Here is a 25,299-nt window from a genome sequence, read left to right as displayed (position 1 = left end):
ATTGTCGTCATAATGAGCAAAAGCTCATGTATATGTTTTGGGAGGAACTCATGAACTATAAAGTAAGTCGCCTTATGGGCGCCTGCGCTATTGCTGCGTTGTCAACGGCAGCTACGGCCGAAACAATTACAATTGCAACGGTTAACAATGGCGACATGATCCGTATGCAGGGGTATACGGATGACTTTACGGCCAAAACCGGCCATGAAGTCGAATGGGTGACATTAGAAGAAAACGTACTGCGTCAACGGGTGACCACGGATATTTCCACCAAAGGCGGTTCGTTCGATATTACCACAATCGGTATGTATGAAGCGCCAATCTGGGGCGCCAACGGTTGGCTTATCCCTCTTGATGGCCTTTCCGAAGAATATGATGTCGACGACATCCTGCCCGCAATGCGCAGCGGTCTTTCGCACGACGGAACGCTTTATGCGGCGCCTTTCTATGGCGAAAGCTCGATGGTCATGTATCGCACTGACCTGATGGAAAAGGCCGGACTGGAAATGCCGGACGCCCCGACCTGGGATTTCATACGCGAAGCTGCCGCGGCAATGACCGACCGAGACAACGAGATCAACGGTGTTTGCCTGCGTGGTAAAGCCGGTTGGGGTGAGGGCGGCGCCTTCATCACTGTAACAGCTAATTCATTCGGTGCCCGTTGGTTTGACGAAGACTGGAATGCGCAGTTTGATCAGCCTGAATGGGCCAATGCACTGAACTTCTACGTAGATTTGATGTCTGAGTTCGGACCTCCCGGCTATGCAACGAATGGTTTCAATGAAAACCTGTCGCTATTCCAACAGGGCAAGTGCGGCATGTGGATTGACGCCACTGTTGCAGCGTCTTTTGTTACCAGTCCAGACGATTCAACTGTGGCAGACAAAGTCGGATTTGCTTTGGCCCCCGATACCGGACTTGGTAAGCGGGCCAACTGGCTTTGGGCTTGGGCACTCGCCATTCCAGGTGGTACCCAGAAAGAAGAGGCAGCCAAGCAGTTTATCGAATGGGCGACCTCCAAAGACTACATCGAGCTGGTAGCAGCGAAAGAGGGTTGGGCCAACGTACCTCCGGGTGCGCGGACGTCTCTTTATGAGAATCCAGATTATCAGGCTGTGCCTTTCGCACAAACCACGCTGGATTCCATCAACGCAGCTGATCCGACAAACCCGACTGTGAAGCCGGTACCATATGTCGGTATTCAGTTTGTTGCCATTCCAGAATTTGCCGGAATTGCAACAGAAGTAAGCCAAGAGTTCTCGGCAGTTTATGCCGGTCAGCAAACCGTGGAAGAAGCTCTTGCCAAGGCGCAAGCGCTGACCAACGATGCCATGGAAGCGGCCGGTTACCGATAAGCCTAGGCTCTATCCTACTACCAGTGGGCGGCTCGCCCGCCCACTGGACGCGCACCACTCGTTCCCTTCGATTGACTAATTCTGGATGGCTCATGCGGCCGTCAACAGAGGAGATGTGTTATGGCGACTCAACAATCCCGATCAGCAGCAAGAATAATGATGGCGCCCGCTGTGATCCTTCTTTTGGGTTGGATGTTAGTACCGCTGACGATGACTCTTTGGTTCTCATTCCGTAAATACTTGCCCCTGCGTGGCGGCGATCTGGGATGGGCTGGCTTTGAAAACTATACGCGGTTTATCGGCTCCAGCGCTTTCTGGCCCAGTGTGCAGGCGACTTTGATTATTGTGGGCGGCGTTCTCGTGATCACGATTGTCCTTGGCATTATTTTGGCTTTACTGCTGGATCAGCCAATGTGGGGCCAAGGCGTTGTCAGGATCCTCGTCATTGCACCCTTCTTTGTCATGCCGACTGTTTCCGCTCTGGTGTGGAAAAACATGTTTATGGATCCGGTCAACGGGCTTTTCGCCTATATCTGGAAGTTCTTTGGCGCAGTACCGGTCGAATGGCTCAGCCAGGCCTCGATGCAATCCATTGTGATGATTGTCAGTTGGCAATGGCTGCCCTTCGCGACGTTGATCCTTCTCACGGCGGTTCAATCTCTTGACAGAGAGCAACTGGAAGCAGCTGAGATGGACGGTGCGCCCTTTATGAGCCGCTTTTGGTATCTCATCTTGCCGCACCTGGCGCGTGCAATCACCATTGTCGTGCTGATCCAGACGATTTTCCTGTTGTCCATCTTTGCAGAGATTTTCGTCACCACCGGCGGCGCATTTGGCACCAAGACACTCTCCTATCTGATTTTCCAACGCGTGTTGGAAAGCCAAAACGTGGGATTAGGGTCTGCGGGCGGTGTGTATGCCATCATTCTTGCCAATATCGTTGCCATCTTCCTGATGCGCATCGTTGGCAAAAACCTGGACGCGTGAGGAGCAAATAATCATGGCACGTGCTGTCACTAACAATCGTAAGGCTCTGAATACTGCAATTGCATGGGCAATCGGTCTGACCATCTTCTTCCCCATTTTGTGGACGATCTTGACCAGTTTCAAAACCGAAGCCCAGGCCATCAGTAATCCTCCGGTTTTCCTGTTCTTCGATTGGACGCTGGAGAATTACTCGGTGGTGCAGGAACGCTCCAACTACATGCGTTTCCTGTGGAATTCGGTGTTCATTGCCGGAGGGTCGACCATTCTGGGCCTGATCGTCGCGGTACCTGCCGCCTGGTCCATGGCTTTTGTGCCCTCCAAGCGGACCAAGGACATTCTTCTGTGGATGTTGTCCACCAAGATGCTGCCAGCGGTCGGGGTTCTTTATCCGATCTACCTGATATTCATCAAAATGGGCCTTCTCGATACGCGCATTGGTCTGACCATCGTCTTGATGCTGATCAACCTGCCTATCATCATCTGGATGCTATATACCTACTTCCGCGAAATTCCTGGTGAGATCCTCGAAGCAGCGCGGATGGACGGGGCATCCCTGAAGGATGAAATCCTCTATGTTCTGACGCCAATGGCAATTCCGGGTATCGCCTCGACCTTGTTGTTGAATTTCATTCTGGCCTGGAATGAAGCTTTCTGGACGCTCAATCTGACGGCGGCAAAAGCGGCTCCGTTGACGGCGTTCATCGCGAGCTATTCCAGCCCGGAAGGCTTGTTTTACGCGAAACTCTCGGCGGCCTCAACGATGGCCATCGCACCAATTCTCATCATGGGCTGGTTCAGCCAGAAGCAACTCGTTCGCGGCCTGACGTTCGGCGCGGTGAAGTAAAGGAATACGACCATGGGAAGCATTACACTCAATCAAGTCTCCAAAAGCTTCGGCGATGTGGAGGTCATTCCACCCTTGGATTTGCAAATAAACGACGGCGAGTTTGTTGTCTTTGTTGGTCCGTCGGGCTGCGGTAAATCTACCCTGTTGCGCCTGATTGCTGGTCTCGAGGATCTCAGCGGCGGGGCGATCGACATTGATGGCACAGATGCCACAAATGCCTCTCCGGCAAAACGCGGGCTGGCGATGGTTTTTCAATCCTACGCACTGTACCCGCATATGTCCGTGCGCAAGAACATCATGTTCCCGCTGAAAATGGCAGGAATGGATCCGGGCGAGGCGAACAAGCGGATCGACGCTGCGGCCAAGGTCCTGAATTTGACGGACTACCTGGATCGCCGCCCCGGGCAGCTTTCTGGTGGCCAACGACAACGGGTAGCCATTGGCCGCGCGATTGTGCGGGAGCCATCGGCGTTCTTGTTTGATGAGCCTTTGTCGAACCTCGATGCTGCCTTGCGGGTGAACATGCGTCTGGAGATCTGCGATTTGCATAAGTCGCTGTCGACCACGATGATTTATGTGACCCACGATCAGGTCGAAGCAATGACCATGGCCGATAAAATCGTGGTTTTGCACGATGGTTATATTGAGCAGGTGGGCAGCCCATTGGAACTCTATGAGCACCCGATCAACAAGTTCGTGGCGGGTTTCATAGGCAGCCCGAAAATGAACTTCATAACTGGCGGGTCTGCATCAAAGCGCAACGCGGACAGTATCGGCATCCGACCTGAACATGTTCAGGTGTCCTCCGACAGTGGCGAGTGGGAAGGCACGGTTGGCGTAACAGAGCACCTGGGATCAGATACATTTCTGCACGTCAAACTTGCAGACGGTAGTATGATCAATGTGCGCGCCAGTGGCGACCTCAAGGTGAACTACGGCGAAAAAATCTATATGACCCCGCAAGAAGAACGCGTGCATCGTTTTGACGCTCAGGGTTTGACACTTTGAACCGACTGACGGGTAAAACGGCTCTCATCACAGGTGCGGCACGTGGCATAGGTTTGGCATTTGCCCAAGCCTATGTGCGTGAAGGTGCACGGGTGGTGTTGGCAGACCTTGACGTCAAATCGGCGGAAGCGGCCGCGCAGGAGCTGGGTCAAAACGCCACCGCGCTGGAGCTTGATGTCGCGCGGCAAGCATCTATCGACGCCTGTTTGGCGGAGATCCAGGCAGAATTGGGCGGTTTGGATATCCTCATCAACAATGCCGCTGTTTTTGATCTCGCGCCGATAACGGATGTGACCAGAGACAGCTATGATCGTTTGTTTGCGATCAATGTTTCGGGATGCCTTTTCATGATGCAGGCGGCTGCTCGGCAGATGATCGCACAAGGCAATGGGGGCAAGATCATCAATATGGCCAGCCAGGCCGGGCGACGTGGTGAGGCCGCAGTCACCGCTTATTGCGCCACCAAAGCGGCAGTTATCAGTTTAACGCAATCGGCCGGTCTGAGCCTGATCCCACACGGGATCAATGTAAATGCTATCGCCCCCGGGGTGGTGGATGGCGCGCATTGGGACGAGGTCGATGCGCGTTTTGCAAAATACGAAAAACGCCCCAAGGGCGAAAAAAAGCGCCAGGTCGGCACCGAGGTTCCTTACGGGCGCATGGGGACGGCAGACGACTTGACGGGTATGGCGATCTTCCTGGCGACTGCCGAGGCCGACTACATCGTGGCACAGACCTACAATGTGGATGGTGGGAATTGGATGAGTTGATATGATCAAATTGAGCGAAGCATCACTTCCGCGCTTGTCCTCGGAAATCAATCGCCCATCGTATGATCGTTCGGCGTTGCGCCCTGGGATTTTGCATGTGGGTGTCGGTAATTTTCACCGAGCCCATCAGGCGATCTACCTGGACGCTTTACACAATCTGGGAAGCGATCCTGCTTGGGGCATTTGTGGAGCTGGCGTGCGTGCGCCGGACGCGCGAATGCGCGAAGAGCTTTCGGAGCAAGATTGGCTCTACTCAGTGGTCGAGATGGATGGGGATGCGTTATCTGCCAGTGTTGTTGGCTGTATGACCCAATTCCTGCCGGTGGATCCGGCTACCAATGCGGCGGTTTTGGCGCAAATGACGGACCCGGAGACGCGGATCGTTTCGTTGACGGTCACGGAAGGCGGCTATTTTGTCGACAGCGCAACAGGCGCATTTGATCTCCTTCACCCGCCGGTGGCTGCAGATATTGCAACACCCGGGTCGGCGCATACGGTGTTCGGAGGTATCGTTTCTGCATTGAGTGCGCGCAAATCGCTTGGTATCGCACCCTTCACAGTCATGTCTTGTGACAACCTGCCGGGGAATGGTGATGCGACCAAGACTGCTGTTATGGGGATCGCGCATGCCATCGATGCTGATCTGGCAGCATGGATTGGTGATCACGTGAGCTTTCCCAATGGCATGGTCGACAGGATTACGCCCGCCACAGGAGAACGCGAGCGCGCAACGCTGGCAGAACACTTCGGAATTGCCGATAACTTTCCGGTTTTTTGCGAACCTTTCCGGCAATGGGTGCTGGAAGACAACTTCGTTAATGGCCGGCCTGCATTGGAAGAAGTGGGTGTCACCTTTACTGACGATATTCATGATTATGAGCGGATGAAAATCCGTATCTTGAACGGTGGGCATGCTATCCTCGCCTATCCAGCCGCATTGATGGGCATCGAGTTCGTTCATGACGCAATCAAAACTCCGGTGATACTGGGGTTTTTACGCAAGGTTCTTGCCGACGACGTGTTGCATCTGGTTCCGGATGTCACCGGGTTTACTCCTATGCAGTATATGGACATGATTTGCCGTCGCTTTGAGAACCCGGGCGTTGCTGATCAGATTACCAGGCTATGTCACGATGGATCGAACCGGCAACCAAAGTTCACTATACCATCCGTAAGAGACAACGTGGAGCAAGGTCATAATCCTGTTGGTCTTGCGCTGGCATCCGCTTTGTGGTGCCGTTATTGCGGGGGCAGAACAGACGACGGCGCGGAGATTTCGGCGAATGACCCGAATTGGTCTGCATTGCACCCTGTGGCATTGGCGGCGCAATCGGACCCGACGGTATGGCTGCGGCAAGATACGATCTACGGAACTCTAGCGACAAATGATAGGTTTTGCGTCGTCTTCGCTTCCTGTCTGGCGTCACTTCAGAGTGTCGGTGTAGAAGCCACGCTGGGCCGATATCTTTCCGGGGATGCTTTCTCGACCACTACGCCTGCGCGGTCGGGGGGTGCTGGTTGATTTGCCTTGCGGCCATCGAAAAATGGTATTTGACTTAGGCGCGTTGTTAACAATAACTCAACCGTGGCGCGATACGGGAAACTTACGGTCTTACAAGGAGCCCGACGATGATTTTATGTTGCGGTGAAGCGCTCATAGACATGATCCCAGCGGTTTCCGATCACGGAAAAAAGGGGTTTGTGCCCCATGCAGGCGGAGCCGTGTTTAACACAGCCATTGCGTTGGGACGGCTTGGGATCGATACTGCATTTCTAACGGGTCTGTCCCGCGACCTTTTTGGCCATCAACTGGAGCAGTCATTGGTTGAAAGCCGTGTTGACAGCAGCTTGGCGATCCGCTCGGACTTGCCAACTACGCTGGCGTTTGTCGAGCTGAACGAAGGTCAGGCGCGATATACGTTTTACGATGAAAACACGGCTGGCTGTAGTCTTACACCGGAGCAATTACCTGACATTCCGAAGAAAACCACAGCCCTCTATTTTGGCGGGATCAGCTTGATCAGCGAACCTTGCGCCGATTTTTATGCCGCCCTTGCTGTGCGCGAAGCGACCGACAATCTCATTTTTATGGACCCCAACGTTCGTGCCGCTTTTATACGAGCCGAAAAACCATATCGCGCCCGATTGGAAAAAATGCTTGCCGTTGCAAATATCGTCAAAGTGTCCGACGAGGATCTGGATTGGATCAAGCCGGGTCCGGAAAATCTGGAAGAAAAAGCTCAAGTACTTTGTGCGCAGGGACCGCAAATCGTGATTGTGACGCGAGGAGCAGAGGGCGCAAACGCGTTCTTTGCCAATGGGGAGAAGATCGCAGTGCCCGCGCAAAGGGTACCTATCGTCGATACTGTGGGTGCCGGTGATACATTTAATGCAGGTGTGATTGCAAAACTTGCTGAAAAGAACCTGCTGAGCAAAAAAGAACTGAAGCAAATTGACACAGCCGCAATGGATGACGCGTTGCGCCATGGCGCTGCTGTAGCAGCAGTGACCGTATCACGTGCTGGTGCCAATCCACCCTGGGCGCACGAGCTGCCATAAACAGGTTTATGCCAAACAAGAAAAACTGCTAGGACTCGAGAAGGTCCAAGGCGCTATCCCCCGTAAGCATCACTCCACAGCAAAGAGATCACATGTCCCCATCCAGTGTCCCTCCAGTTTCAGTTCAAGAGTTCACCGCCGATATTTTGCGGCACCTCAAACATTCGCTTGGCAAAGATGAAAGCCATGCCGCTCTGTATGATTGGCGCATGTCCTTGTCTTTGGCGTTGCGCGATCGTGTTGTGGACCCTTGGTTTGAAAGCACGCGCAAAACCTATGAGGCGCGCGGCAAGCGGGTTTATTACCTTTCTATGGAATTCCTGATCGGCCGCCTTATTGAGGACGTTGCGGTCAACCTTGGGCTCGAAGAGGTTGCAGAACAAAGTCTGCAAGGGTTGGGTCAAGACTATGCATCTGTTGTTGCCAATGAGCCGGATGCTGCTTTGGGCAACGGTGGATTGGGCCGGTTGGCCGCTTGTTTCATGGATTCACTCTCGACTTTGGGCATACCGGCGTATGGCTATGGCATCCGCTACGAACATGGGCTTTTTGAGCAGCATTTCGAAGACGGCGCACAGATGGAGACAGCCGAAACTTGGCTGGCGCAGCGCCATGCATGGGAATTTGAACGCCCCGAGGTGAGCTACGCAATTCATTTTGGCGGCGAGGTTCTAGAGAAAGACGGTCAAACCAAATGGCGCGCGGCTGAAACGGTTATGGCCTCGGCCTATGACACTCCGGTTGTGGGATGGCAGGGGCGGTGGGCGAATACGCTGCGGTTGTGGGCGGCAAAACCGACAGCGGCGTTTGATCTCGATAGTTTCAATCGGGGCGACTACATGGGCGCGAGCGCACCAGAGGCACTAGCAAGGACCATCAGCCGCGTGCTTTATCCTGATGATACGACAGATGTCGGCAAGGAGTTGCGGCTCAAACAGGAGTATTTCTTTACCTCTGCATCGCTTCAGGATCTTTTGCGTCGCTTTCTAAGCGAGGGCGGCGAACTGCGTGACCTGCCAGATCACGTTGCGATTCAGCTGAACGACACACATCCGGCGATTGCCGGGCCTGAGCTTGTCCGTCTCTTGATGGACGAGCATGGTTTCGAAGTGAATCAGGCAATAAAGACGGCCCGCGGCTGTCTGGCCTATACCAACCACACACTTTTGCCTGAGGCACTGGAACGCTGGCCTGAAGACCTCTTCATCCGGGTGTTGCCGCGTCACCATCGTATCATACAGCTGATCGAAGCTGCGCATCTTGCTGCGACAGACAGTGCGATCCGAATATTGGAGCATGGCGAAGTGAAAATGGGCGAGCTCGCCTTTGTCATGGCGCATCATGTAAACGGTGTTTCCGCACTGCACTCCGAATTGGTCAAAGAAACCGTTTTTGCCGATTTGCATCGCGACTATCCGGGTCGGATCATCAACCAGACCAACGGAATTACACCGCGCCGCTGGCTGTACTCATGCAACCCACCGCTTCGAAACCTGATCAACGACACGATTGGAACCAGTTGGCCGGACGACTTGCAACAGCTCGACGGACTGAGCGTGCACGTAGGCGATGCGGCATTCATTGAAGAGTTCCAGAAAGCAAAAGATGCCAACAAGGCGCGCCTTTGCAGTTGGCTGCATACCCGAGACGGGGTTGTCTTGAACCCGGACGCCATGTTCGACGTCCAGATCAAACGCATCCATGAATACAAGCGTCAGCTGATGAACCTTCTGGAAACCGTCGCTCTTTGGAACGATATCCGAGAAAATCCAAATGCCGACTGGACACCACGGGTCAAAATCTTTGGAGGAAAAGCGGCGCCGGGGTATGTCGTGGCTAAAGAAATCATTCACCTGATTAACGATGCAGCCAAAGTGATCAATGCCGATCCGATTACCAAGGACTATCTGCAGATCGTCTACCCCGAAAACTACAACGTTTCGATGGCCGAGATTCTGATCCCGGCGACGGATTTGTCGGAACAGATTTCGACCGCTGGCAAAGAAGCCTCTGGCACTGGCAACATGAAATTTGCTCTCAATGGCGCGCCGACAATCGGCACATTGGATGGCGCAAATGTCGAGATTCGAGAATGCGTGGGCGCGGACAACTTTTTTCTTTTCGGTCTAACGGCTGCAGAAGTCACGGCGCGGCGTGCCGTACCAGAATATGCAAGACGCGCCGTTCAAGCCAGCCCACGTCTGATGAAGGTTCTTGGTCAAATTGAAAGCGGGATTTTTTCTCCTGGCGAAAAGCAGCGTTACCAAGGCTTGGTGCAGGGCTTGATGAACCATGATTATTTCTTGGTGACCTGTGACTTCGACAGTTATTTTGACACCCAACGCGTGGTTGACAAAGCCTTTGCTGATAAAAATGCGTGGACGCGAATGGCGGCACTGAATACGGCGCGTGTGGGTTGGTTCTCTTCCGACCGTACCATTAGCGGATATGCACGTGATATCTGGAAAACCCCAAGTCTGGTTGCGTCAAGAAGCGCACGTCAAGACGTGGCTTAGAAAGGAGACCTCGCGTGGCACTAGCACCGCAGGACGCACAAGATATCGTCGCTGGCTGTCACGGAGACCCGTTTTCCGTATTGGGATTGCACGAAGAAGACGGAAAGCTAGTCGTGCGCGCCTTTGTGCCCGACGCGCAGAACATTGACGTGTTGGATGCGAAAACCGGGCGAAAGATCACCTCACTCACGCCGGTGTCGGACACGACTGGGCTGTTCGAAGGAACAGCAGGTCGACGCAAGAAACGTTTTGCCTACCATCTGAGTGTGACGCAAGATGCACACCATTGGATCCACGATGATCCTTACCGGTTTGGCCCGGTTATGGGAGCGTGGGACGAATACTTGTTGGGCGAAGGAACACACCGCCAGCTGTGGCACGTCCTGGGTGCACATGTGATGGAGCATGAGGATGTCGCAGGCACGCATTTCGCGGTTTGGGCACCCAATGCTGCACGCGTTTCGGTCGTTGGGGATTTCAACGCTTGGGATGGTAGGCGGCATTTGTTGCGCAGGCGTGGGCAAACAGGTGTGTGGGAGATCTTCGTGCCCGCAATCAGCGAGGGGGAAGTCTACAAATTCGAAGTTCTGGGCGCAGACCGGCAACTTTTGCCGCAAAAAGCCGATCCCGTTGGGTTTGGTGCCGAGCATCCGCCGCGCACGGGATCCGTGGTGCGCAAACTGGCGGGATATGACTGGAAAGACACCGCTTGGTTGTCCAGACGCGCAGCGGTCCAGCGGTTTGATCAACCTATCTCGATCTATGAGGTCCATCTGGGGTCTTGGCGGCGCGTGCCGGAAGAGAACAATCGACCGTTGAGTTACCATGAGCACGCCACCCAATTGGTCAGCTACGTCAAAGACATGGGCTTTACCCACATCGAGCTGATGCCAATATCGGAGTTTCCGTTTGACGGCTCATGGGGGTATCAACCGGTTGGGCTATTTGCGCCAACAATCCGGCACGGTACGCCGGAAGAGTTTCGCGCTTTCGTAGAGGCCGCTCACGACGCCGGAATTGGGGTGATCCTGGACTGGGTGCCTGGGCATTTTCCCGAAGACGCGCACGGATTGGCTAAATTTGATGGTACGGCCCTGTATGAGCACGCTGATCCAAAGGAAGGCTTCCACCCTGATTGGAACACAATGGTGTTTAACTATGGGCGTGCGGAGGTTTCTAACTATCTGATCGCAAACGCACTTTATTGGCTGCAGGAACACCATTTGGATGGGTTGCGTGTCGATGCCGTGGCCTCCATGCTCTATCGGGACTACAGTCGCAAAGCGGGAGAATGGATTCCCAACAAGGACGGTGGTCGCGAAAATCTCGAAGCCATTGCGTTTTTGCAAAACATGAATACGACCACCTATGGCGAAGTGGACGGCATTATGACCGTCGCTGAAGAATCTACTGCTTTTCCAGGGGTGAGCGCGCCGGCAGATGCTGGTGGCTTGGGTTTCGGGTTCAAATGGAACATGGGTTGGATGAATGACACACTCAGCTACATGGCCGAGGATCCGGTGCACCGGAAATTCCATCATTCCAAAATGACTTTCGGACTGCACTACGCTTTCTCGGAAAACTTCATATTGCCGCTAAGCCACGATGAAGTGGTACATGGAAAGAAATCGCTGCTGGACAAAATGCCGGGCCAGGGTGCCGAGAAGTTCGCCAACCTGCGCGCCTACTATGGTTTTATGTGGGGGCATCCGGGAAAGAAGCTGTTGTTCATGGGCTGCGAATTCGCACAAGGTGTCGAATGGAACCATGACAGTAGTCTCGATTGGCATTTGCTCGACTTACCTCCGCATGTGGGTATGCAAGCACTGGTCCGCGATCTTAACAAACTCTACTGCAGCCATTCTGCGTTATATGCTCTGGATACCAGGCGCGACGGATTTGAATGGATCGAAGAGAATAATGCCGACGAGTCCGTTTTTGCTTGGGTGCGCCGCGGTGATGCGAAAGCGCCGCCTATGCTCGTGGTATCGAATTTTACGCCTGTGGCACGCGAAAACCGTCGCATTGGTGTGCCGGAGGACGGCCATTGGGTCGAGCGTCTCAATACGAACTCCGAGTTCTATGGAGGCGACGGTCAGGGAAACTTGGGAGGTGTTCACAGTGAACAGGTTGCGGCGTCCGGCCGGGCGCAATCGATCAAAGTCACTGTTCCGCCTTTGACAACTTTGTTTTTTGAATTGGAGCGTTAAAGCACCTGTTCGAAAAACTTATCCTTTTGGGGGGAGGAAGACCAATGGATCGAGAAACACAAAGACTTGCGCAGCAAACAATGGCGTTTGTTCTGGCCGGTGGCCGCGGGAGCAGGCTTTATGAACTGTCAGACAGGCGGGCCAAACCGGCCATGTATTTTGGTGGCAAAAGTAGGATCATCGACTTTCCTCTTTCTAATGCGGTGAATTCCGGCATCCGACGCATTGGTGTGGCAACGCAATACAAAGCCCATTCGCTGGTCCGACACTTGCAACGCGGGTGGAGCTTCTTTCGTGCCGAACGCAATGAGTCGCTGGATATACTGCCAGCGTCTCAGCAAATGGGAAATGAAAACTGGTACAAGGGAACGGCAGACGCCGTTGCCCAAAACCGAGACATCATTGAAGGCTATGGCCCGAAATACATGATCATTCTGGCAGGTGACCACATCTATAAACAGGATTACGCGCAGATGATCCGGCACCATGTCAAGAGCGGCGCAGATGTCACGGTTGGATGCATTGAAGTGCCTCGGATGGAAGCGCGGGGTTTTGGCGTGATGAAGGTAGATACAGAAGACCGTATTCTTGAGTTCGTTGAAAAACCCAGTGATCCACCCGCCATGCCGGGTCATCCTGACCATGCCTTGGCCAGCATGGGCATCTACGTGTTTGCAACTGAGTACTTGTTCAAGTTACTGGATGAATGCGCGGAGGACCCCGACTACAACCATGACTTTGGCGGCGACGTCATCCCGCGGGTCGTGCGTGAAGGCAAGGCTGTGGCGCATCCGTTCAGCAGATCTTGTGTGCGCTCGGGTTTGGAAGAAAAGGCATATTGGCGCGATGTGGGCACCATTGATGCGTTCTGGCAGGCAAACATCGATCTGACTGATTTCAAACCTGAATTAGATCTTTATGACAATGAATGGCCGATTTGGACCTATTCTGAACTAACAGCCCCGGCGAAATTCATCCACAATGAGGAGGGCCGCCGAGGGCATGCCGTTTCCTCAATGGTCTCTGGCGGGTGCATCATCTCAGGATCACGATTGGATCGGTGTTTGTTGTTTACTGGAGTCAAAACGCATTCTTTTTCGCAATTGAATGGTGTTGTGGCTCTGCCTTATGTCGAGATTAATCGCAAAGCCAGATTAACAAATGTAGTGATTGACAGGGGTGTCGTCATTCCGCAAGGACTGGTTGTGGGCGAAGACCCGGCGGCGGATGCAAAACGGTTCCGTCGCTCGGACAATGGTGTTTGCCTTATAACACAGCAGATGATTGACGCATTGGACAGCTGACGTGAAAATTCTCTTTGTTGCATCTGAATGCGCGCCTTTTGTAAAAACAGGCGGGTTGGCTGACGTGATCGGCGCGGTCCCGAAAGCGCTTGCTGCTCTGGACGTTACGGCGCGTGTTCTTTTGCCGGTTTATCCCGCCCTGAAAGATCTAGCATCAAAGGGCGAAACGGTGTGGCAAAGTGAGACATTACAAGGCGGGGCCGCCCGCGTCGTCGCGTGTCAGTCTGATGGTATTGAATTGCTTTTGTTAGACGCTCCACATCTGTTTGATCGACCTGGAAACATATATATTGGGCCTGATGGGGAAGATTGGTCTGACAACGCACAGCGTTTCTCCGCGCTGTCTTTTGTTGCAGCCGAGATTGCCGTGCAGGGAGTGCAGGGGTGGCGCCCAGATGTCGTGCATGCACACGACTGGCAAGCGGGGCTGGTGCCAGTTTACTTGCGACAACGCGGGGAACGCACCCCGCCATCCGTGCTCACCATTCACAATATTGCGTTTCAAGGCTTGTTTGACCCGACATTGATGACGGAGTTGGGCTTGTCGTCGGAGTCCTATACCCCTGAGGGTATGGAGTTCTTTGGACAGATCGGGTTTTTGAAGGCGGGAATTGCATTTTGCGACAAAATCACAACCGTCAGTCCAACCTATGCGCGCGAACTTATGTTGCCGGAATTTGGCATGGGTCTAGAAGGACTTTTGCAGGCGCGTTCCTCTGATTTATGCGGCATTCTAAATGGGATTGATCTGGATGTCTGGAGTCCGGAGGAAGACGATCTGCTGGTGGCTCCTTATTCGGCGCGTCGTCTTAAGCAAAAAGCGCAAAACCGGGCGGAAGTTCTGCGGCGTTTTGGCCTGGAAAACGATACGGATGGGCCTGTTTTTTGCATTATCAGCCGATTGACGACGCAAAAGGGACTCGATCTGGTTTTGGAGGCGCTTCCTGTTATGGCAGCACGGGGCGCCAAGCTGGCCGTGTTGGGCAACGGTGATAAGGCTTTAGAAAACGGTTTCGTTGCTGCGGCACAGGCGCACCCTGGATCTGTTGGTGTGATTATCGGTTACGACGAACCACTCTCGCACCTAATGCAGGGTGGTTGTGATGCCATTCTGATCCCGTCAAGGTTCGAACCTTGCGGACTAACCCAGCTATATGGTTTGCGCTACGGCACTTTACCTGTTGTTGCCCGAACCGGCGGATTGGCGGACACGGTCATCGATGCAAACGAGGCAGCTTTGATGACCAAATGCGCAACCGGCGTGCAGTTTGCGCCGGTGACCATAGATGCATTGGAGCAGGCGATCCTGAGAACCTGCGATCTCTATGAACAACCGTCTGTCTGGGCCGGCATGATCCGGCGCGCGATGCGGCATCCGGTGGGGTGGGATGTCTCGGCACAAGCCTATAAAGATATCTATACCAGCCTGACCGGCACGCATTCGGCTTAGGATTGTTCCGCATGGGATATGACATTTCTTCCGGAATACCACATCGATTAGGTGCTATTTTCGACGGTGAGGGCGTGAATTTTGCGGTGTTTTCCGCAAACGCAACCAAGATGGAGTTGTGTCTCTATTCACCTGATGGCGCGCATGAAATGGCGCGGCTGACACTGCCGGAACGAACAGGAGAGATCTGGCACGGTTATGTTGCGGGTCTGCCAGTCGGCACGCTCTATGGCTATCGTGCACACGGAGCCTATGCCCCCGAGCACGGTCATCGGTTCAATGCCAACAAACTGTTGTTGGATCCCTACACCCGAGAATGGCGCGGGCGTTGGATCAATGATCCGATTCTGCTGGGATATGACGCAAATTCAAGTGCACAGGATTTGTCCTTTGACAGCCGAGATTCTGGCCGCTTTGTTCCCAAGTCCGTTGTCTCTGATCCACAAATGTTTGAAGCGATCACGGATCGTTTGGGTCACTCTTGGGAAGATACGTTGATCTATGAGGCGCATGTTAAAGGGCTCACTCAAATGCACCCTGGCATTGCCGAAAATGTGCGTGGCACCTATGAAGGCCTGGCTTCGAATGCGGTCATCGACCACCTGCAGAAAATCGGTGTCACGGCCATTGAGCTGTTGCCTATACATGGCTTTATGAACGATGGTTTTTTGCTGGAGAAAAAACTGTCAAACTATTGGGGTTACAACACAATCAGCTTTTTTGCGCCTGAGCCGCGTTATTTTGGACTTGAAGGTATTGCTGGTTTTCGCGAGATGGTGCGTCGCTTTCATGAGGCGGACATTGAGGTTGTTCTTGACGTGGTCTACAACCATACTGCGGAAGGCGACCATCGCGGCCCCACCCTGTGTTTTCGCGGGTTGGACAACGCTTCTTATTACCGTTTGCTCAGCGGCCAGCCGCGCTACTACGTCAATGACACGGGCACGGGCAATACCGTGAATGTCGCAAACCCCTATGTGCTGCGAATGGTAATGGATTCGCTTCGGTTTTGGGTTGAATGCATGGGCATCGACGGGTTTCGATTTGATCTCGCGACCACACTTGCCAGAGAAGATCATGGTTTTGACATGCACGGCGGTTTCCTGGACGCGCTGCGGCAAGATCCGGTGCTGGCAGGAGTGAAGATGATAGCGGAACCCTGGGACATTGGTCCGGGTGGTTACAGATTGGGTCAATTCCCTCCGAAATTTGGAGAATGGAACGATGCTTACCGGGACACGGTACGTCGCTTCTGGAAAGGCGATGCCCATAGCGCTCAGGAATTGGGCGCACGTTTACTGGGGTCTGCAGGTGAATTTGATCGGGGCGGGCGGCGTGCATGGTCGTCTGTCAATTTTCTGGCGGCGCATGACGGGTTCACACTGGCTGACATCACCCAATATGCGCATCGGCACAACGAGGCCAACGGTGAAAACAACCAAGATGGTCACAACACAAACCATTCCGACAATTGCGGTGTCGAGGGCCCATCATCGGACCCGGCTATTAGATCCATGCGCAAACGTCGGCAGCGCAACATGCTGGCGACATTGTTTCTGTCACAAGGCACTCCGATGTTGTTGGCGGGCGATGAGATCGGCAACACGCAAAATGGAAACAACAATGCCTATTGCCAGGACAACGAGATTTCTTGGTTAGAGTGGGCAAGTGCAGATCCTGAAATGACGGAATTTGTGGCGACCCTGTCTGGCTTGCGCAAATCTCATCGCGTTCTGCGACAATCGCGGTTTCTACATGCAGCGCGAAGGGCGGCCGATGGCTTACCAGATGTGGAATGGGTTGACTTCAAAGGTCATCCACTGAATTGGCGTGATCCTGGTTTGTCCAGCCTTTGCATGATGGTGCGCGCGTCTGCTGAGGCGCCTTTGAGCGCAGAAGACGATGATGCGATCTTCGCCATTTTCAACCGTGCTCAAACTTCCGCCGATGTTCGCATACCGACCGCGCCGCCAAACTACTACTGGTCGGTTTGCATGGACACGTCCAATGACGCCCTCGAACGGACACCAATACGCACGGCTACGATTTCCGTCGAAGGCCCTTCGGTGGTGGCATTGGCCTTGCTGCCTGAGCAAAGCCGATGAACTCGGATAAGGTTCTTGCAGAGATCGCTGGGATATGTGGTGTTATTCCTGAATTTACGGACTTGGGTGGTGCCACACGACAAACCGACCCGGAAACCCAACGCGCGCTGATCCGGGCAACCGGGTTGAGCATCGAAACCGACGGTGAATTGCGGGAAACATTGGCCGAGTTGCAGGCACAGGAAGCCGAACGCATTTTGCTCCGAGACGTTGTGATTCTAGCTGACCAGCCCCAAACCGTCGCCTGTGATCGATCAGTAGTTTGGCAGGTGGTTCTTGAAGAAAAAGGGATCGTTTTCGCAGAGGGGCGAAGCGAAGGGGACATTCGTTTGCCCGCTCTGCCACTCGGGGTTCATGATCTGCTCATTCAATCCGGGATCGATACGCAACACGCTACACTGATTGCCGCACCGCTGCAGACGCCATCTTTACGAGATGTTGCGGGAACGGACCGCACATGGGGTGTTGTGGCTGCGCTTTATGGTTTGACTTCCCAGCACAATCTCGGGGTGGGAAATTTTGAAGACCTGTCAAATCTTGGCGAGGTTCTAGGTGCGACGGGCGCGGGATTTGTCGGAATAAATCCTGTTCACGTCTTAGGATGGGCGGCGGAAGAAACTTTCAGCCCGTATTCACCTTCGCACCGCGGATTTCTAAACAGTAATCATATCAGTTTGGACCACATTCCGCATTGTGCAGTACATAATCGGGAGCAAACAACAAACACCAGCTTTATTGACTATTTTGCTTTCGGTCAGCGGCAGCGAGCTATGTTGCGTGCGGCTTTTGAGGAATTCCAAACACAGGCGTCACCGGAAACGCGCACCGCTTTGGCGGAGTTTACTCGGGCTGGCGGACAGGCTCTGGCCGATTTCGCGCTGTTCGAGACATTGAGTGAAACCATGGGCGCCGATTGGCGCAAATGGGAGCATGGCTTTCAGACACCGAATTCAGCGCGCACGAACGCGTCAGATGCAGACTCGTCGTTTCATGTTTGGTTGCAATGGTTGGCTGCATGCCAACTCGAAGACGCTCATAAACGCTGTAAAAACAGCGGTATGGGCTTGGGTCTTTACTTGGATCTCGCCGTGGGTGCGCGTCTCGATGGCGCGGAAGCATGGGGTGCAGCGGATTGTTTGGCGCGAGGTGTATCGCTCGGCGCTCCGCCGGATCACCTCAGTCCGGCGGGTCAGAATTGGCAATTGGCGGCCTACGCACCGGGGAAACTGGCAGCACAAAAGTACCAGCCGCTGCGTCAGATTTTGCGGCAAGCTATGCGCAGTTGCGGGGTTTTGCGGATAGACCATGCCTTGGGGCTAAACCGCAGCTATTGGATTCCAGAAAACGGCGCGGCAGGCGGGTATATACGCCAGCCTTTCCAGTCTCTTTTGGCGCTTATTTCACTTGAAGCGCATCTTGCGGGCACTGTGATTGTTGGAGAAGACCTTGGGTTGGTTCCTGATGGTTTCCGGGAAAAAATGGCATCCAGAGGTTTCTACGGATACACCGTCGTGCAGTACGAAAAAACCGAAAACGACCAGTTTCGCAAAACTGAAGATTTGCGACCGCAGACCTTGGCGTGTTTCGGGACACATGACACTCCGACAATCACCGGATTCTGGGAGGCGGATGACATTGATTGGTGGCACCGGTTGGGGTGGATCGACACCGCGGCGCAGGCTGATGAAAAGACACGGCGACAGAGTGCAATCGCCAATTTAATGGGCGTCTCGGTGCCCGAACTGAACGCACTCAGCTCGCAAGATTTAGCCGCCAGAGTCCATGGTAATCTCGCAGAAGGTCCAACGGCATTAGTGGCAGTGCAATTGGATGATGTGATTGGCGTGCGCGACGCGCAAAACTTGCCAGGTACCATTGACGAACACCCAAACTGGCGTCGCAAAACACCGATTTCGATCCCTGACTTGGCGCATCATCGCGGATTGCGACATACGGCCAAAGCGATGGCATCGTCAGGGCGCAGCATTCCGGCAAAGACCATTTGAAAGGACATCTCATGATCATTCAATCCATTTCAAAAGGCCCATTTGAAGGCCAGAAACCCGGGACGTCGGGGTTGCGAAAAAAGACCCGAGTTTTCATGGAACCTGGATATTTGGAATGCTTTGTACAATCGACGCTAAATGCTATCGGAGGTGCGTCAGGGAAAACCTTCGTCATTGGTGGTGACGGGCGATACTTCAATCGTGAGGCCATTCAGATCATGCTGAAAATGGCCGCGGCCAATGGCGCGTCAAGTGTCATTGTGGGACAGGCTGGGTTACTGTCCACACCTGCTGTATCGAACTTGATCCGCCAGAGGAACACAGATGGCGGCTTTGTGCTGTCGGCAAGCCACAATCCCGGTGGGATCGATGCAGATTTCGGGATCAAATACAACGTATGCAACGGAGGCCCTGCACCGGAAGGTATCACTCAGGCAATGTTTGACGAGACACGGGCCATTACCGAATATCGAATTGCCGAGACAACGGACGTTGATCTTTCTGCTATTGGATCATCGCGCATTGGTGATATGCAAATCGAAATTGTGGATCCAGTTGTCGAGTATCAGGCGCTGATGGAGACCCTTTTCAACTTTGCCAAGATCCGCGCACTGTTTGCATCAGGATTTTCGATGCGTTTTGATGCCATGCATGCTGTTACGGGGCCTTATGCGCGCGCTATTCTCGAGGGGGCATTGGGGGCACCCAAGGGCACTGTCATAAACGCCGTCCCAAGTGAGGATTTCGGCGGGGGTCATCCTGATCCAAACCCGGTTTGGGCCAATGTCCTAATGGATGAAATGATGTCTGATGCGTCACCCGATTTTGGTGCGGCTTCCGATGGCGATGGCGACCGGAACATGATTGTGGGGCGGGGCGCTTACGTGACACCGTCCGACAGTCTCGCCGTTTTGGCCGCTAATGCGCATCTTGCGCCGGGCTACAAGGACGGGTTGGTAGGTGTCGCGCGATCCATGCCGACCAGCGCAGCCAGCGATAGAGTCGCGGAGCGTCTTGGGTTGGCGTGTTTTGAGACGCCTACGGGGTGGAAGTTCTTTGGTAATCTGCTTGATGCTGGAAAAGTGACGCTTTGTGGCGAGGAGAGCGCCGGGACCGGCTCAGACCACGTTCGCGAAAAAGATGGTCTCTGGGCGGTGCTTTTGTGGTTGAACATTTTGGCGGAAAGACAGCAATCCGTCGCTGAGGTTATGGCGGATCACTGGGCCACTTACGGGCGCAATTACTACTCCCGTCACGATTACGAAGCGGTGCCAGTCGAAAAGGCCAATGCCCTTGTGAAAACGCTACGCAGCAAGCTGAAAGACTTGGTGGGCACCTCGGTGGCTGGGCTTGAAGTCACTTCCGCGGATGAGTTTACTTACCACGATCCAGTGGACGGGTCAGTCAGTCACAATCAGGGTCTGCGCATTGGTTTTGAAGGCAGCGCAAGGGCGGTGTTGCGCTTGTCCGGTACAGGTACCGAAGGGGCAACGCTGCGCGTGTATCTGGAACATTACGCGCCAACGGATGCTGATCACGGGCTTGATGTCGATTTTGCGCTTGAAAAGGTGCGCAGTGCCGTCATCGAGATCACGAACATGCAGGCTTTGATCGGGCGCATTGAACCAGACGTAAAAACTTGAAAACCGCTTGTGTCGTGCGGGCTTGACGCAGGGCGCGAAATGCGTTCCTGCAATGAATTTTTCTCAAAGACCCTGGAATTGGGCCAAATTGTTGCATTGCGAGCAGATTGGGGTTCGTGCCGGGATTGTTCGGGGAAATTATTGCATACTGCTCCGCAACTAATTGGTAGGTGTCGTTTCCAGGCTCGGGTTGCGAAATCGATCGGTGCCTTGTTGACCCATTTCCATATTTGTTTTCTTGGTATGAACAGTGCGACGCTCGGGACAACCCCGCAACCCGAGATTGAAAGAATGCACCAGGACGTAGCGGAGGTCTTGCCCTGCTTTTAGGGCACTGACATTGATGTTCAAAGATAGTTTGTCGAGATGCTAAGTAATCCTGGGGGGAGATGGTTTGGAGGTTATGGCTCATCCGAAACAGACGAAATGGGCGCGCGGTCTGGCGTTCTCTTCGTACTGGAAACAAGTGAAGTGGTTCGGACACCAGTGATGCGCATATTTGGATTCTTTTTTGTGACCTGCATTGGTGTCTCAGCCTGGGCTGACGTGCCGCCACCGATTACCGATGCCGACTATATGCAACTGAGCATGTCAGAGGTCCAGTTGGGCCAGATGTTGTTCTACGACCCGATCTTGTCTGGAAACCGCAATATTTCCTGCGCCACCTGCCATCACCCAAAATTTGCGACTGCAGATGGTGTGGCACTGTCTCTTGGCGAAGGCGGGATCGGCTTGGGCCCAGAAAGGCGTGCCAGCGTTGACAATACCCCAGAACAGCGCATTCCGCGAAACGCACCCGCACTATTCAATCTTGGCGCCCATGAGTTTACACGCATGTTCAACGATGGCCGCATCGAAGTGGATCCCAAAAAACCGGGCGGATTGCGTACGCCAATGGGCGCGGAAATGACCCAGGGGTTTGCCAATTTGCTGTCCGCACAGACGATGTTCCCAGTGCTCAGCGCCGATGAGATGGCCGGTCACTACAGCGAGAACGATGTGTCGCAGGCAGTGCGCCAAGGGCGCATCACAGGGCCGGATGGAGCGTGGGCTAGGTTGAGCGCTAGGGTGTCAGAGACACCGGGTTATGCACGGCTGATCGCGGCAGCCTTCCCCGATGCGCAGGCGCTGACCTTCACCGATATCTCTGATGCGATTGCGGCTTTTGTCGCCTTTGAGTGGCGTTCTGACACAAGTCCCTTTGACGCCTATTTGCGAGGGGCAACCGAATTGCCCGGTCTTGCTGTGCAGGGGATGAACCTGTTTTATGGTGAAGCCGGATGCAGCAGTTGCCATGCGGGCAAGTTTCAGACGGATCACGCATTTCACAGCATGGGCGTTCCGCAGTTCGGGCCGGGCAAAGCCGCGCGCTTCGAAACCCACGTACGCGATTTGGGGCGGATGCGGGTCACTGGACGGGAGGAAGACGCCTATGCTTTCAGAACGCCGTCGTTGCGGAATGTGGCTCATACCAGTCCTTATGGGCACACGGGTAGCCACGACGATCTGGCACGCTTTATTCTGGATCACGCGGCGCCGTCAAAGGCTTTGGATCGGTTCGATCCTGCAACCGTAACTCTGCCGGATCTGCCCGATGCCGATGATTGGCGGCATTTGAACGATCCTGCCGAGCAAGCCGCTTTGCAAGCCTCTATCAGAGTGAAACCTGTGTCGTTGAGGGGCGAAGATATTGCGGCCTTGGTGGAATTTCTGGGTCAACTCAGTGACCCGATTGCGCTCAAAGGCAGGTTGGGTGTACCGGAAGCGGTGCCGAGCGGGCTTGCCATAGATCGTTAGGGCGTCAGATCCAATCGCTGATCCGCCGAGATGTTCTTGTAGTGCGCAACCTGTCCGTCGGGCCAAGTCACTTTCAAGTCGGCGACGAGGGCTTCGCCGAGACCAAAGTGCAAGGGTCCGGCCTGACCACCTGCATGACCGCCGCCTACGGTGATTTCCTGTGTTTGAGTGACGCCACCGGCTGTTAGTTCGATCAGAGCACCCACAGCATGTGAATTGTCGCCTGTCATGGACAGGTCCACGACCAGCCAGTGCCCTGTAGCGGAGGTAGCATTACGGTAGAGTTCCATCGGCGCGCGACGGTTCATCACCACCAAATCCAACAGACCGTCGGCATCCAGATCCACCAGCGAAGCGCCACGGGAACGATCCATGGTTGCAACGCCAGCTTCAACTGAGAGCTCGGCAAAGGTGCCATCCGGTTGCTGAATCAGAAGGGAATTAGGGTCTTCCATCGCAAGCCCGGGCATTTGATCCACGTTTCCTTTCGCGATGAACAGATCGGGCCGCGCGTCATTGTTTAAATCGCCAAATTCGGCATGCCAGCCGGTAGATGGCCGCCCCTCATCTCCGAGGTGTGGGCGCTGCGCATACGTGCCCAAGCTAAAGGGCGCGCGGGTGTAGAGCCCGTCGGAGCCTGCGATCTGCATAAGCTGGTCGCCCATGGAGGTCAGCATGACCTCGGCGCGCCCATCGCCCGTGATGTCACGACTAGCAATCCCCATGCCCCAAAGCCTGACCCGTTCCCAACCATCGTCGGGTGTCAGAAATCGCCCTAGTTTCAGGTCATACATCTGCTCGGACCCGTCACGCACATAGTAGTGACGGTCGTTTGAGACACGCAGGCGTGTTTGACCGCTGGCATCCCGGGCAAAGAGCATCGATAGGGCGCAGAACCCCGGAGCGAGGGGCGTCCCGTCAAATTTCTCTTCCTTCCAGTAGTAGAGCGCGTTGTCATCACAAGCCTCGAAAGGGCCCTCAGGGTCGGCCCGGTCAACGTAATTGCCAACAGCCATGACCAGTTGCCCAGCTTGCCATGTGGCAGAAAAGGAAGTGGACCATTTATCCTGCGGCTCATAACCCCAGGTGTCATTCGCAGGTGCGAAGCCACAGTTCCCGTCGCCTTGCAACAATTGATTTTCGCCCACCCGCAGCACCATGAGATCAAGGTGTCCATCTGCATCCACGTCCAAAGGATACGCTCCGGTTGTGTCAGTCAAGACAGGCAGGGGACCGCTGGCAAACTGCATATTGCCGCGATTAATGAAAAGAGCTGCCGGCGTGTCACCGCCAGCCGCTACGAGGTCGGGTAAAGTGTCGCCGTTGCAATCAAATACTGCCACGCCACCGCCCACAAAATGCTCCCATCCACCCGTATATTGGTGTTCCGGCAGATTGGCCGACAAGTTTTCGAACACAACATCAGCGCTGGCGGTTCGCGCCATCAGACACAAAGCAAGCACTCTCATCCTTGTTGCTCGGCCATTGCATCCGCGATGTCGGAAAGCGCCAGTGCCGCCGCGCCATGCGCCCACATCAGATCGCCCCAGGCGTGGGTCTCAACCTGTTGTGGCGTGGCGTCTCGGTTCAGCGAAAGGCTGTGCATTTCACGCAGAACATCGTCGGCATAAAGATAGTCATATTGCATGCGTTCCCCGGCCAGAATGATTAGCGGAGGATCGAAAAGATTGACAACGTTGGCCAATCCAAGCGCAAGAAACCGCCCGGCTCTTCGAAAAATAACGCGCGCGGCCTCATTGCCTGCTTTTGCCTGTTCATAAAGCTGTTGCAACATCACGTCAGGGGCCGAATTGGCATAGTCTGTAGGATCCAGCGCCGTAGAAGCTTCGCGTACCAGTGCATAATCCGCGATGTATGCTTCCAGACATCCGCGCTGTCCACATTGGCAAAGCGCGCCATCCATTTGTACCTTGGTATGACCCAGTTCCATCCCGAGGGATCCTGCACCGCGGTAGAGCCGGTGGTTGATCACCAAACCCATCCCCACGCCCTGTTCAATTGTGACCACCGCAAAATCCGCCATAGCACGTCCTTTTCCAAACCAAAGCTCGGCAAGGGTGACAAGATTGGCGTCGTTGTCGACGGCCACTGGAACGCCAAACGCATCTTCCGCCAAAGTGCGTAGAGGGAGGTCTCGTTCGATCAGCAACGGCGACCAAACCATCTGGCCAGTCGCGTGATCAATCATGCCCGGCATTCCCAATCCAATGCAGGCGATGTCCGCACGCGCGAGATCTGCTTCCTTCAGAAGCGCGTCCAGAACTTCTCCGGTTTCGTCGAGTATCTGTGCCAACGACCGCCGACGGTGCGCACATGGGAGGCTGGCCTGAGCCAAAGGGCGACCCGCCGCGTCGACGAGAAGGGCTGTGTGCTGTGAGCGGGCAAGCTTGATCCCGACGACATACCCAGCATCAGGTTGAACGGAGAGAGCGACGGGAGGACGACCCCTTGCAGAGGCGCGTGTGGTATCCTGGCTTTCACGGAGCAACCCCAGATCCAGCAACTCACCCACGAGCGCCGTAATTGATGCAGGACTGACTCGCAGCTGCTTGGCCAGATCAATGCGCGAAATCTGTCCAGCGGAACGCACGGACTCGAAAACGCGGTGCCGCAGACTTGCGCCGGATGCGTCGGGTTCAGGGCGAATCGGTCCGCACCCAAGGGATGAATCGGAGTGATCAGGTTGAGGAATCTCGATATTCATTTATTTACTCGCCGAAA

Annotated in this window: 17 protein-coding genes; 15 read left to right on the top strand and 2 right to left on the bottom strand. The window is 54.4% G+C overall.

All coding sequences use genetic code 11. The annotated features are described in order from the left end of the window. Nucleotides 1-50: 50 nt before the first annotated feature. The 15 genes from AB8B75_RS07280 (at nucleotide 51) to AB8B75_RS07210 (ending at nucleotide 22,557) form a co-directional block, all read left to right on the top strand. The gene (locus tag AB8B75_RS07280) at nucleotides 51-1,355 is read left to right on the top strand and encodes an ABC transporter substrate-binding protein (RefSeq protein ID WP_405361039.1); all 1,305 of its coding nucleotides are present in this window, start codon (nucleotides 51-53) and stop codon (nucleotides 1,353-1,355) included. Nucleotides 1,356-1,475: 120 nt separating this feature from the next. After that, nucleotides 1,476-2,342: a carbohydrate ABC transporter permease gene (locus AB8B75_RS07275; protein WP_405361037.1), complete on the top strand. Its 867-nt coding sequence runs from the start codon at nucleotides 1,476-1,478 to the stop codon at nucleotides 2,340-2,342. Between the two features lie 13 nt (nucleotides 2,343-2,355). Next, entirely contained in the window at nucleotides 2,356-3,186 is an 831-nt protein-coding gene (locus AB8B75_RS07270; RefSeq protein ID WP_405361035.1) for a carbohydrate ABC transporter permease, read from the top strand. A 12-nt stretch (nucleotides 3,187-3,198) separates the two neighbouring features. Beyond that, on the top strand, nucleotides 3,199-4,197 hold the full coding sequence (locus tag AB8B75_RS07265) for an ABC transporter ATP-binding protein (RefSeq protein WP_405361034.1): 999 nt from the start codon (nucleotides 3,199-3,201) through the stop codon (nucleotides 4,195-4,197). Continuing rightward, nucleotides 4,194-4,967 carry an L-iditol 2-dehydrogenase gene (locus tag AB8B75_RS07260; protein ID WP_405361033.1) on the top strand — a complete coding sequence of 258 codons (774 nt, stop codon included), beginning with the start codon at nucleotides 4,194-4,196 and terminating at the stop codon, nucleotides 4,965-4,967. The genes AB8B75_RS07265 and AB8B75_RS07260 overlap by 4 nt, the downstream gene beginning before the upstream one ends. Before the next feature lies 1 nt (nucleotide 4,968). Continuing rightward, nucleotides 4,969-6,489, top strand: coding sequence for a mannitol dehydrogenase family protein (locus AB8B75_RS07255; RefSeq protein WP_405361031.1), 1,521 nt, complete (start codon nucleotides 4,969-4,971; stop codon nucleotides 6,487-6,489). 107 nt (nucleotides 6,490-6,596) lie between these two features. Further along, complete coding sequence (locus tag AB8B75_RS07250) at nucleotides 6,597-7,526, top strand: carbohydrate kinase (protein ID WP_405361030.1); 930 nt, start codon at nucleotides 6,597-6,599, stop codon at nucleotides 7,524-7,526. A 92-nt stretch (nucleotides 7,527-7,618) separates the two neighbouring features. After that, nucleotides 7,619-10,042: a glycogen/starch/alpha-glucan phosphorylase gene (locus AB8B75_RS07245; protein WP_405361028.1), complete on the top strand. Its 2,424-nt coding sequence runs from the start codon at nucleotides 7,619-7,621 to the stop codon at nucleotides 10,040-10,042. A gap of 14 nt (nucleotides 10,043-10,056) precedes the next feature. Beyond that, entirely contained in the window at nucleotides 10,057-12,252 is a 2,196-nt protein-coding gene (glgB, locus tag AB8B75_RS07240) for a 1,4-alpha-glucan branching protein GlgB (RefSeq protein WP_405361027.1), read from the top strand. Nucleotides 12,253-12,296: 44 nt separating this feature from the next. Beyond that, nucleotides 12,297-13,556 carry a glucose-1-phosphate adenylyltransferase gene (gene glgC, locus AB8B75_RS07235; protein ID WP_405361026.1) on the top strand — a complete coding sequence of 420 codons (1,260 nt, stop codon included), beginning with the start codon at nucleotides 12,297-12,299 and terminating at the stop codon, nucleotides 13,554-13,556. A 1-nt stretch (nucleotide 13,557) separates the two neighbouring features. After that, complete coding sequence (glgA, locus tag AB8B75_RS07230) at nucleotides 13,558-15,006, top strand: glycogen synthase GlgA (protein ID WP_405361024.1); 1,449 nt, start codon at nucleotides 13,558-13,560, stop codon at nucleotides 15,004-15,006. An 11-nt stretch (nucleotides 15,007-15,017) separates the two neighbouring features. Continuing rightward, nucleotides 15,018-17,111: a glycogen debranching protein GlgX gene (gene glgX, locus AB8B75_RS07225; RefSeq protein WP_405361023.1), complete on the top strand. Its 2,094-nt coding sequence runs from the start codon at nucleotides 15,018-15,020 to the stop codon at nucleotides 17,109-17,111. Beyond that, nucleotides 17,108-19,117, top strand: a complete 2,010-nt coding sequence (malQ, locus tag AB8B75_RS07220; RefSeq protein ID WP_405361021.1) for a 4-alpha-glucanotransferase — start codon at nucleotides 17,108-17,110, stop codon at nucleotides 19,115-19,117. Before glgX ends, malQ begins: the two co-directional genes overlap by 4 nt. A gap of 11 nt (nucleotides 19,118-19,128) precedes the next feature. Further along, a complete protein-coding gene (locus tag AB8B75_RS07215) occupies nucleotides 19,129-20,760 on the top strand; it encodes an alpha-D-glucose phosphate-specific phosphoglucomutase (RefSeq protein ID WP_405361020.1) in 1,632 nt (543 codons plus the stop codon). A 489-nt stretch (nucleotides 20,761-21,249) separates the two neighbouring features. Further along, nucleotides 21,250-22,557, top strand: a complete 1,308-nt coding sequence (locus AB8B75_RS07210) for a cytochrome-c peroxidase (protein WP_405361019.1) — start codon at nucleotides 21,250-21,252, stop codon at nucleotides 22,555-22,557. Here AB8B75_RS07210 and AB8B75_RS07205 read toward each other — a convergent pair. Both AB8B75_RS07205 and AB8B75_RS07200 read right to left on the bottom strand, forming a co-directional pair. Continuing rightward, nucleotides 22,554-24,026: a CRTAC1 family protein gene (locus tag AB8B75_RS07205; RefSeq protein ID WP_405361017.1), complete on the bottom strand. Its 1,473-nt coding sequence runs from the start codon at nucleotides 24,024-24,026 to the stop codon at nucleotides 22,554-22,556. The two genes, AB8B75_RS07210 and AB8B75_RS07205, sit on opposite strands and share 4 nt — an antisense overlap. Beyond that, entirely contained in the window at nucleotides 24,023-25,282 is a 1,260-nt protein-coding gene (locus AB8B75_RS07200; protein WP_405361016.1) for an ROK family protein, read from the bottom strand. Before AB8B75_RS07200 ends, AB8B75_RS07205 begins: the two co-directional genes overlap by 4 nt. Nucleotides 25,283-25,299: the final 17 nt, after the last annotated feature.

This window comes from Roseobacter sp. (assembly GCF_045106495.1).
GTDB lineage: Bacteria > Pseudomonadota > Alphaproteobacteria > Rhodobacterales > Rhodobacteraceae > Roseobacter.
Note: the sequence above shows the minus strand (reverse complement) of the source record. Positions and strands in the feature narration are given on the sequence as shown.

Coding starts and splice junctions, on each gene's coding strand:
- AB8B75_RS07200 (WP_405361016.1), bottom strand. CDS start 25,282: ATGAATATCGAGATTCCTCAACCTGATCACTCCGATTCATCCCTTGGG.
- AB8B75_RS07280 (WP_405361039.1), top strand. CDS start 51: ATGAACTATAAAGTAAGTCGCCTTATGGGCGCCTGCGCTATTGCTGCG.
- AB8B75_RS07255 (WP_405361031.1), top strand. CDS start 4,969: ATGATCAAATTGAGCGAAGCATCACTTCCGCGCTTGTCCTCGGAAATC.
- AB8B75_RS07215 (WP_405361020.1), top strand. CDS start 19,129: ATGATCATTCAATCCATTTCAAAAGGCCCATTTGAAGGCCAGAAACCC.
- AB8B75_RS07210 (WP_405361019.1), top strand. CDS start 21,250: ATGCGCATATTTGGATTCTTTTTTGTGACCTGCATTGGTGTCTCAGCC.
- AB8B75_RS07250 (WP_405361030.1), top strand. CDS start 6,597: ATGATTTTATGTTGCGGTGAAGCGCTCATAGACATGATCCCAGCGGTT.
- glgC (WP_405361026.1), top strand. CDS start 12,297: ATGGATCGAGAAACACAAAGACTTGCGCAGCAAACAATGGCGTTTGTT.
- glgX (WP_405361023.1), top strand. CDS start 15,018: ATGGGATATGACATTTCTTCCGGAATACCACATCGATTAGGTGCTATT.
- AB8B75_RS07270 (WP_405361035.1), top strand. CDS start 2,356: ATGGCACGTGCTGTCACTAACAATCGTAAGGCTCTGAATACTGCAATT.
- AB8B75_RS07205 (WP_405361017.1), bottom strand. CDS start 24,026: ATGAGAGTGCTTGCTTTGTGTCTGATGGCGCGAACCGCCAGCGCTGAT.
- AB8B75_RS07245 (WP_405361028.1), top strand. CDS start 7,619: ATGTCCCCATCCAGTGTCCCTCCAGTTTCAGTTCAAGAGTTCACCGCC.
- malQ (WP_405361021.1), top strand. CDS start 17,108: ATGAACTCGGATAAGGTTCTTGCAGAGATCGCTGGGATATGTGGTGTT.
- AB8B75_RS07265 (WP_405361034.1), top strand. CDS start 3,199: ATGGGAAGCATTACACTCAATCAAGTCTCCAAAAGCTTCGGCGATGTG.
- AB8B75_RS07275 (WP_405361037.1), top strand. CDS start 1,476: ATGGCGACTCAACAATCCCGATCAGCAGCAAGAATAATGATGGCGCCC.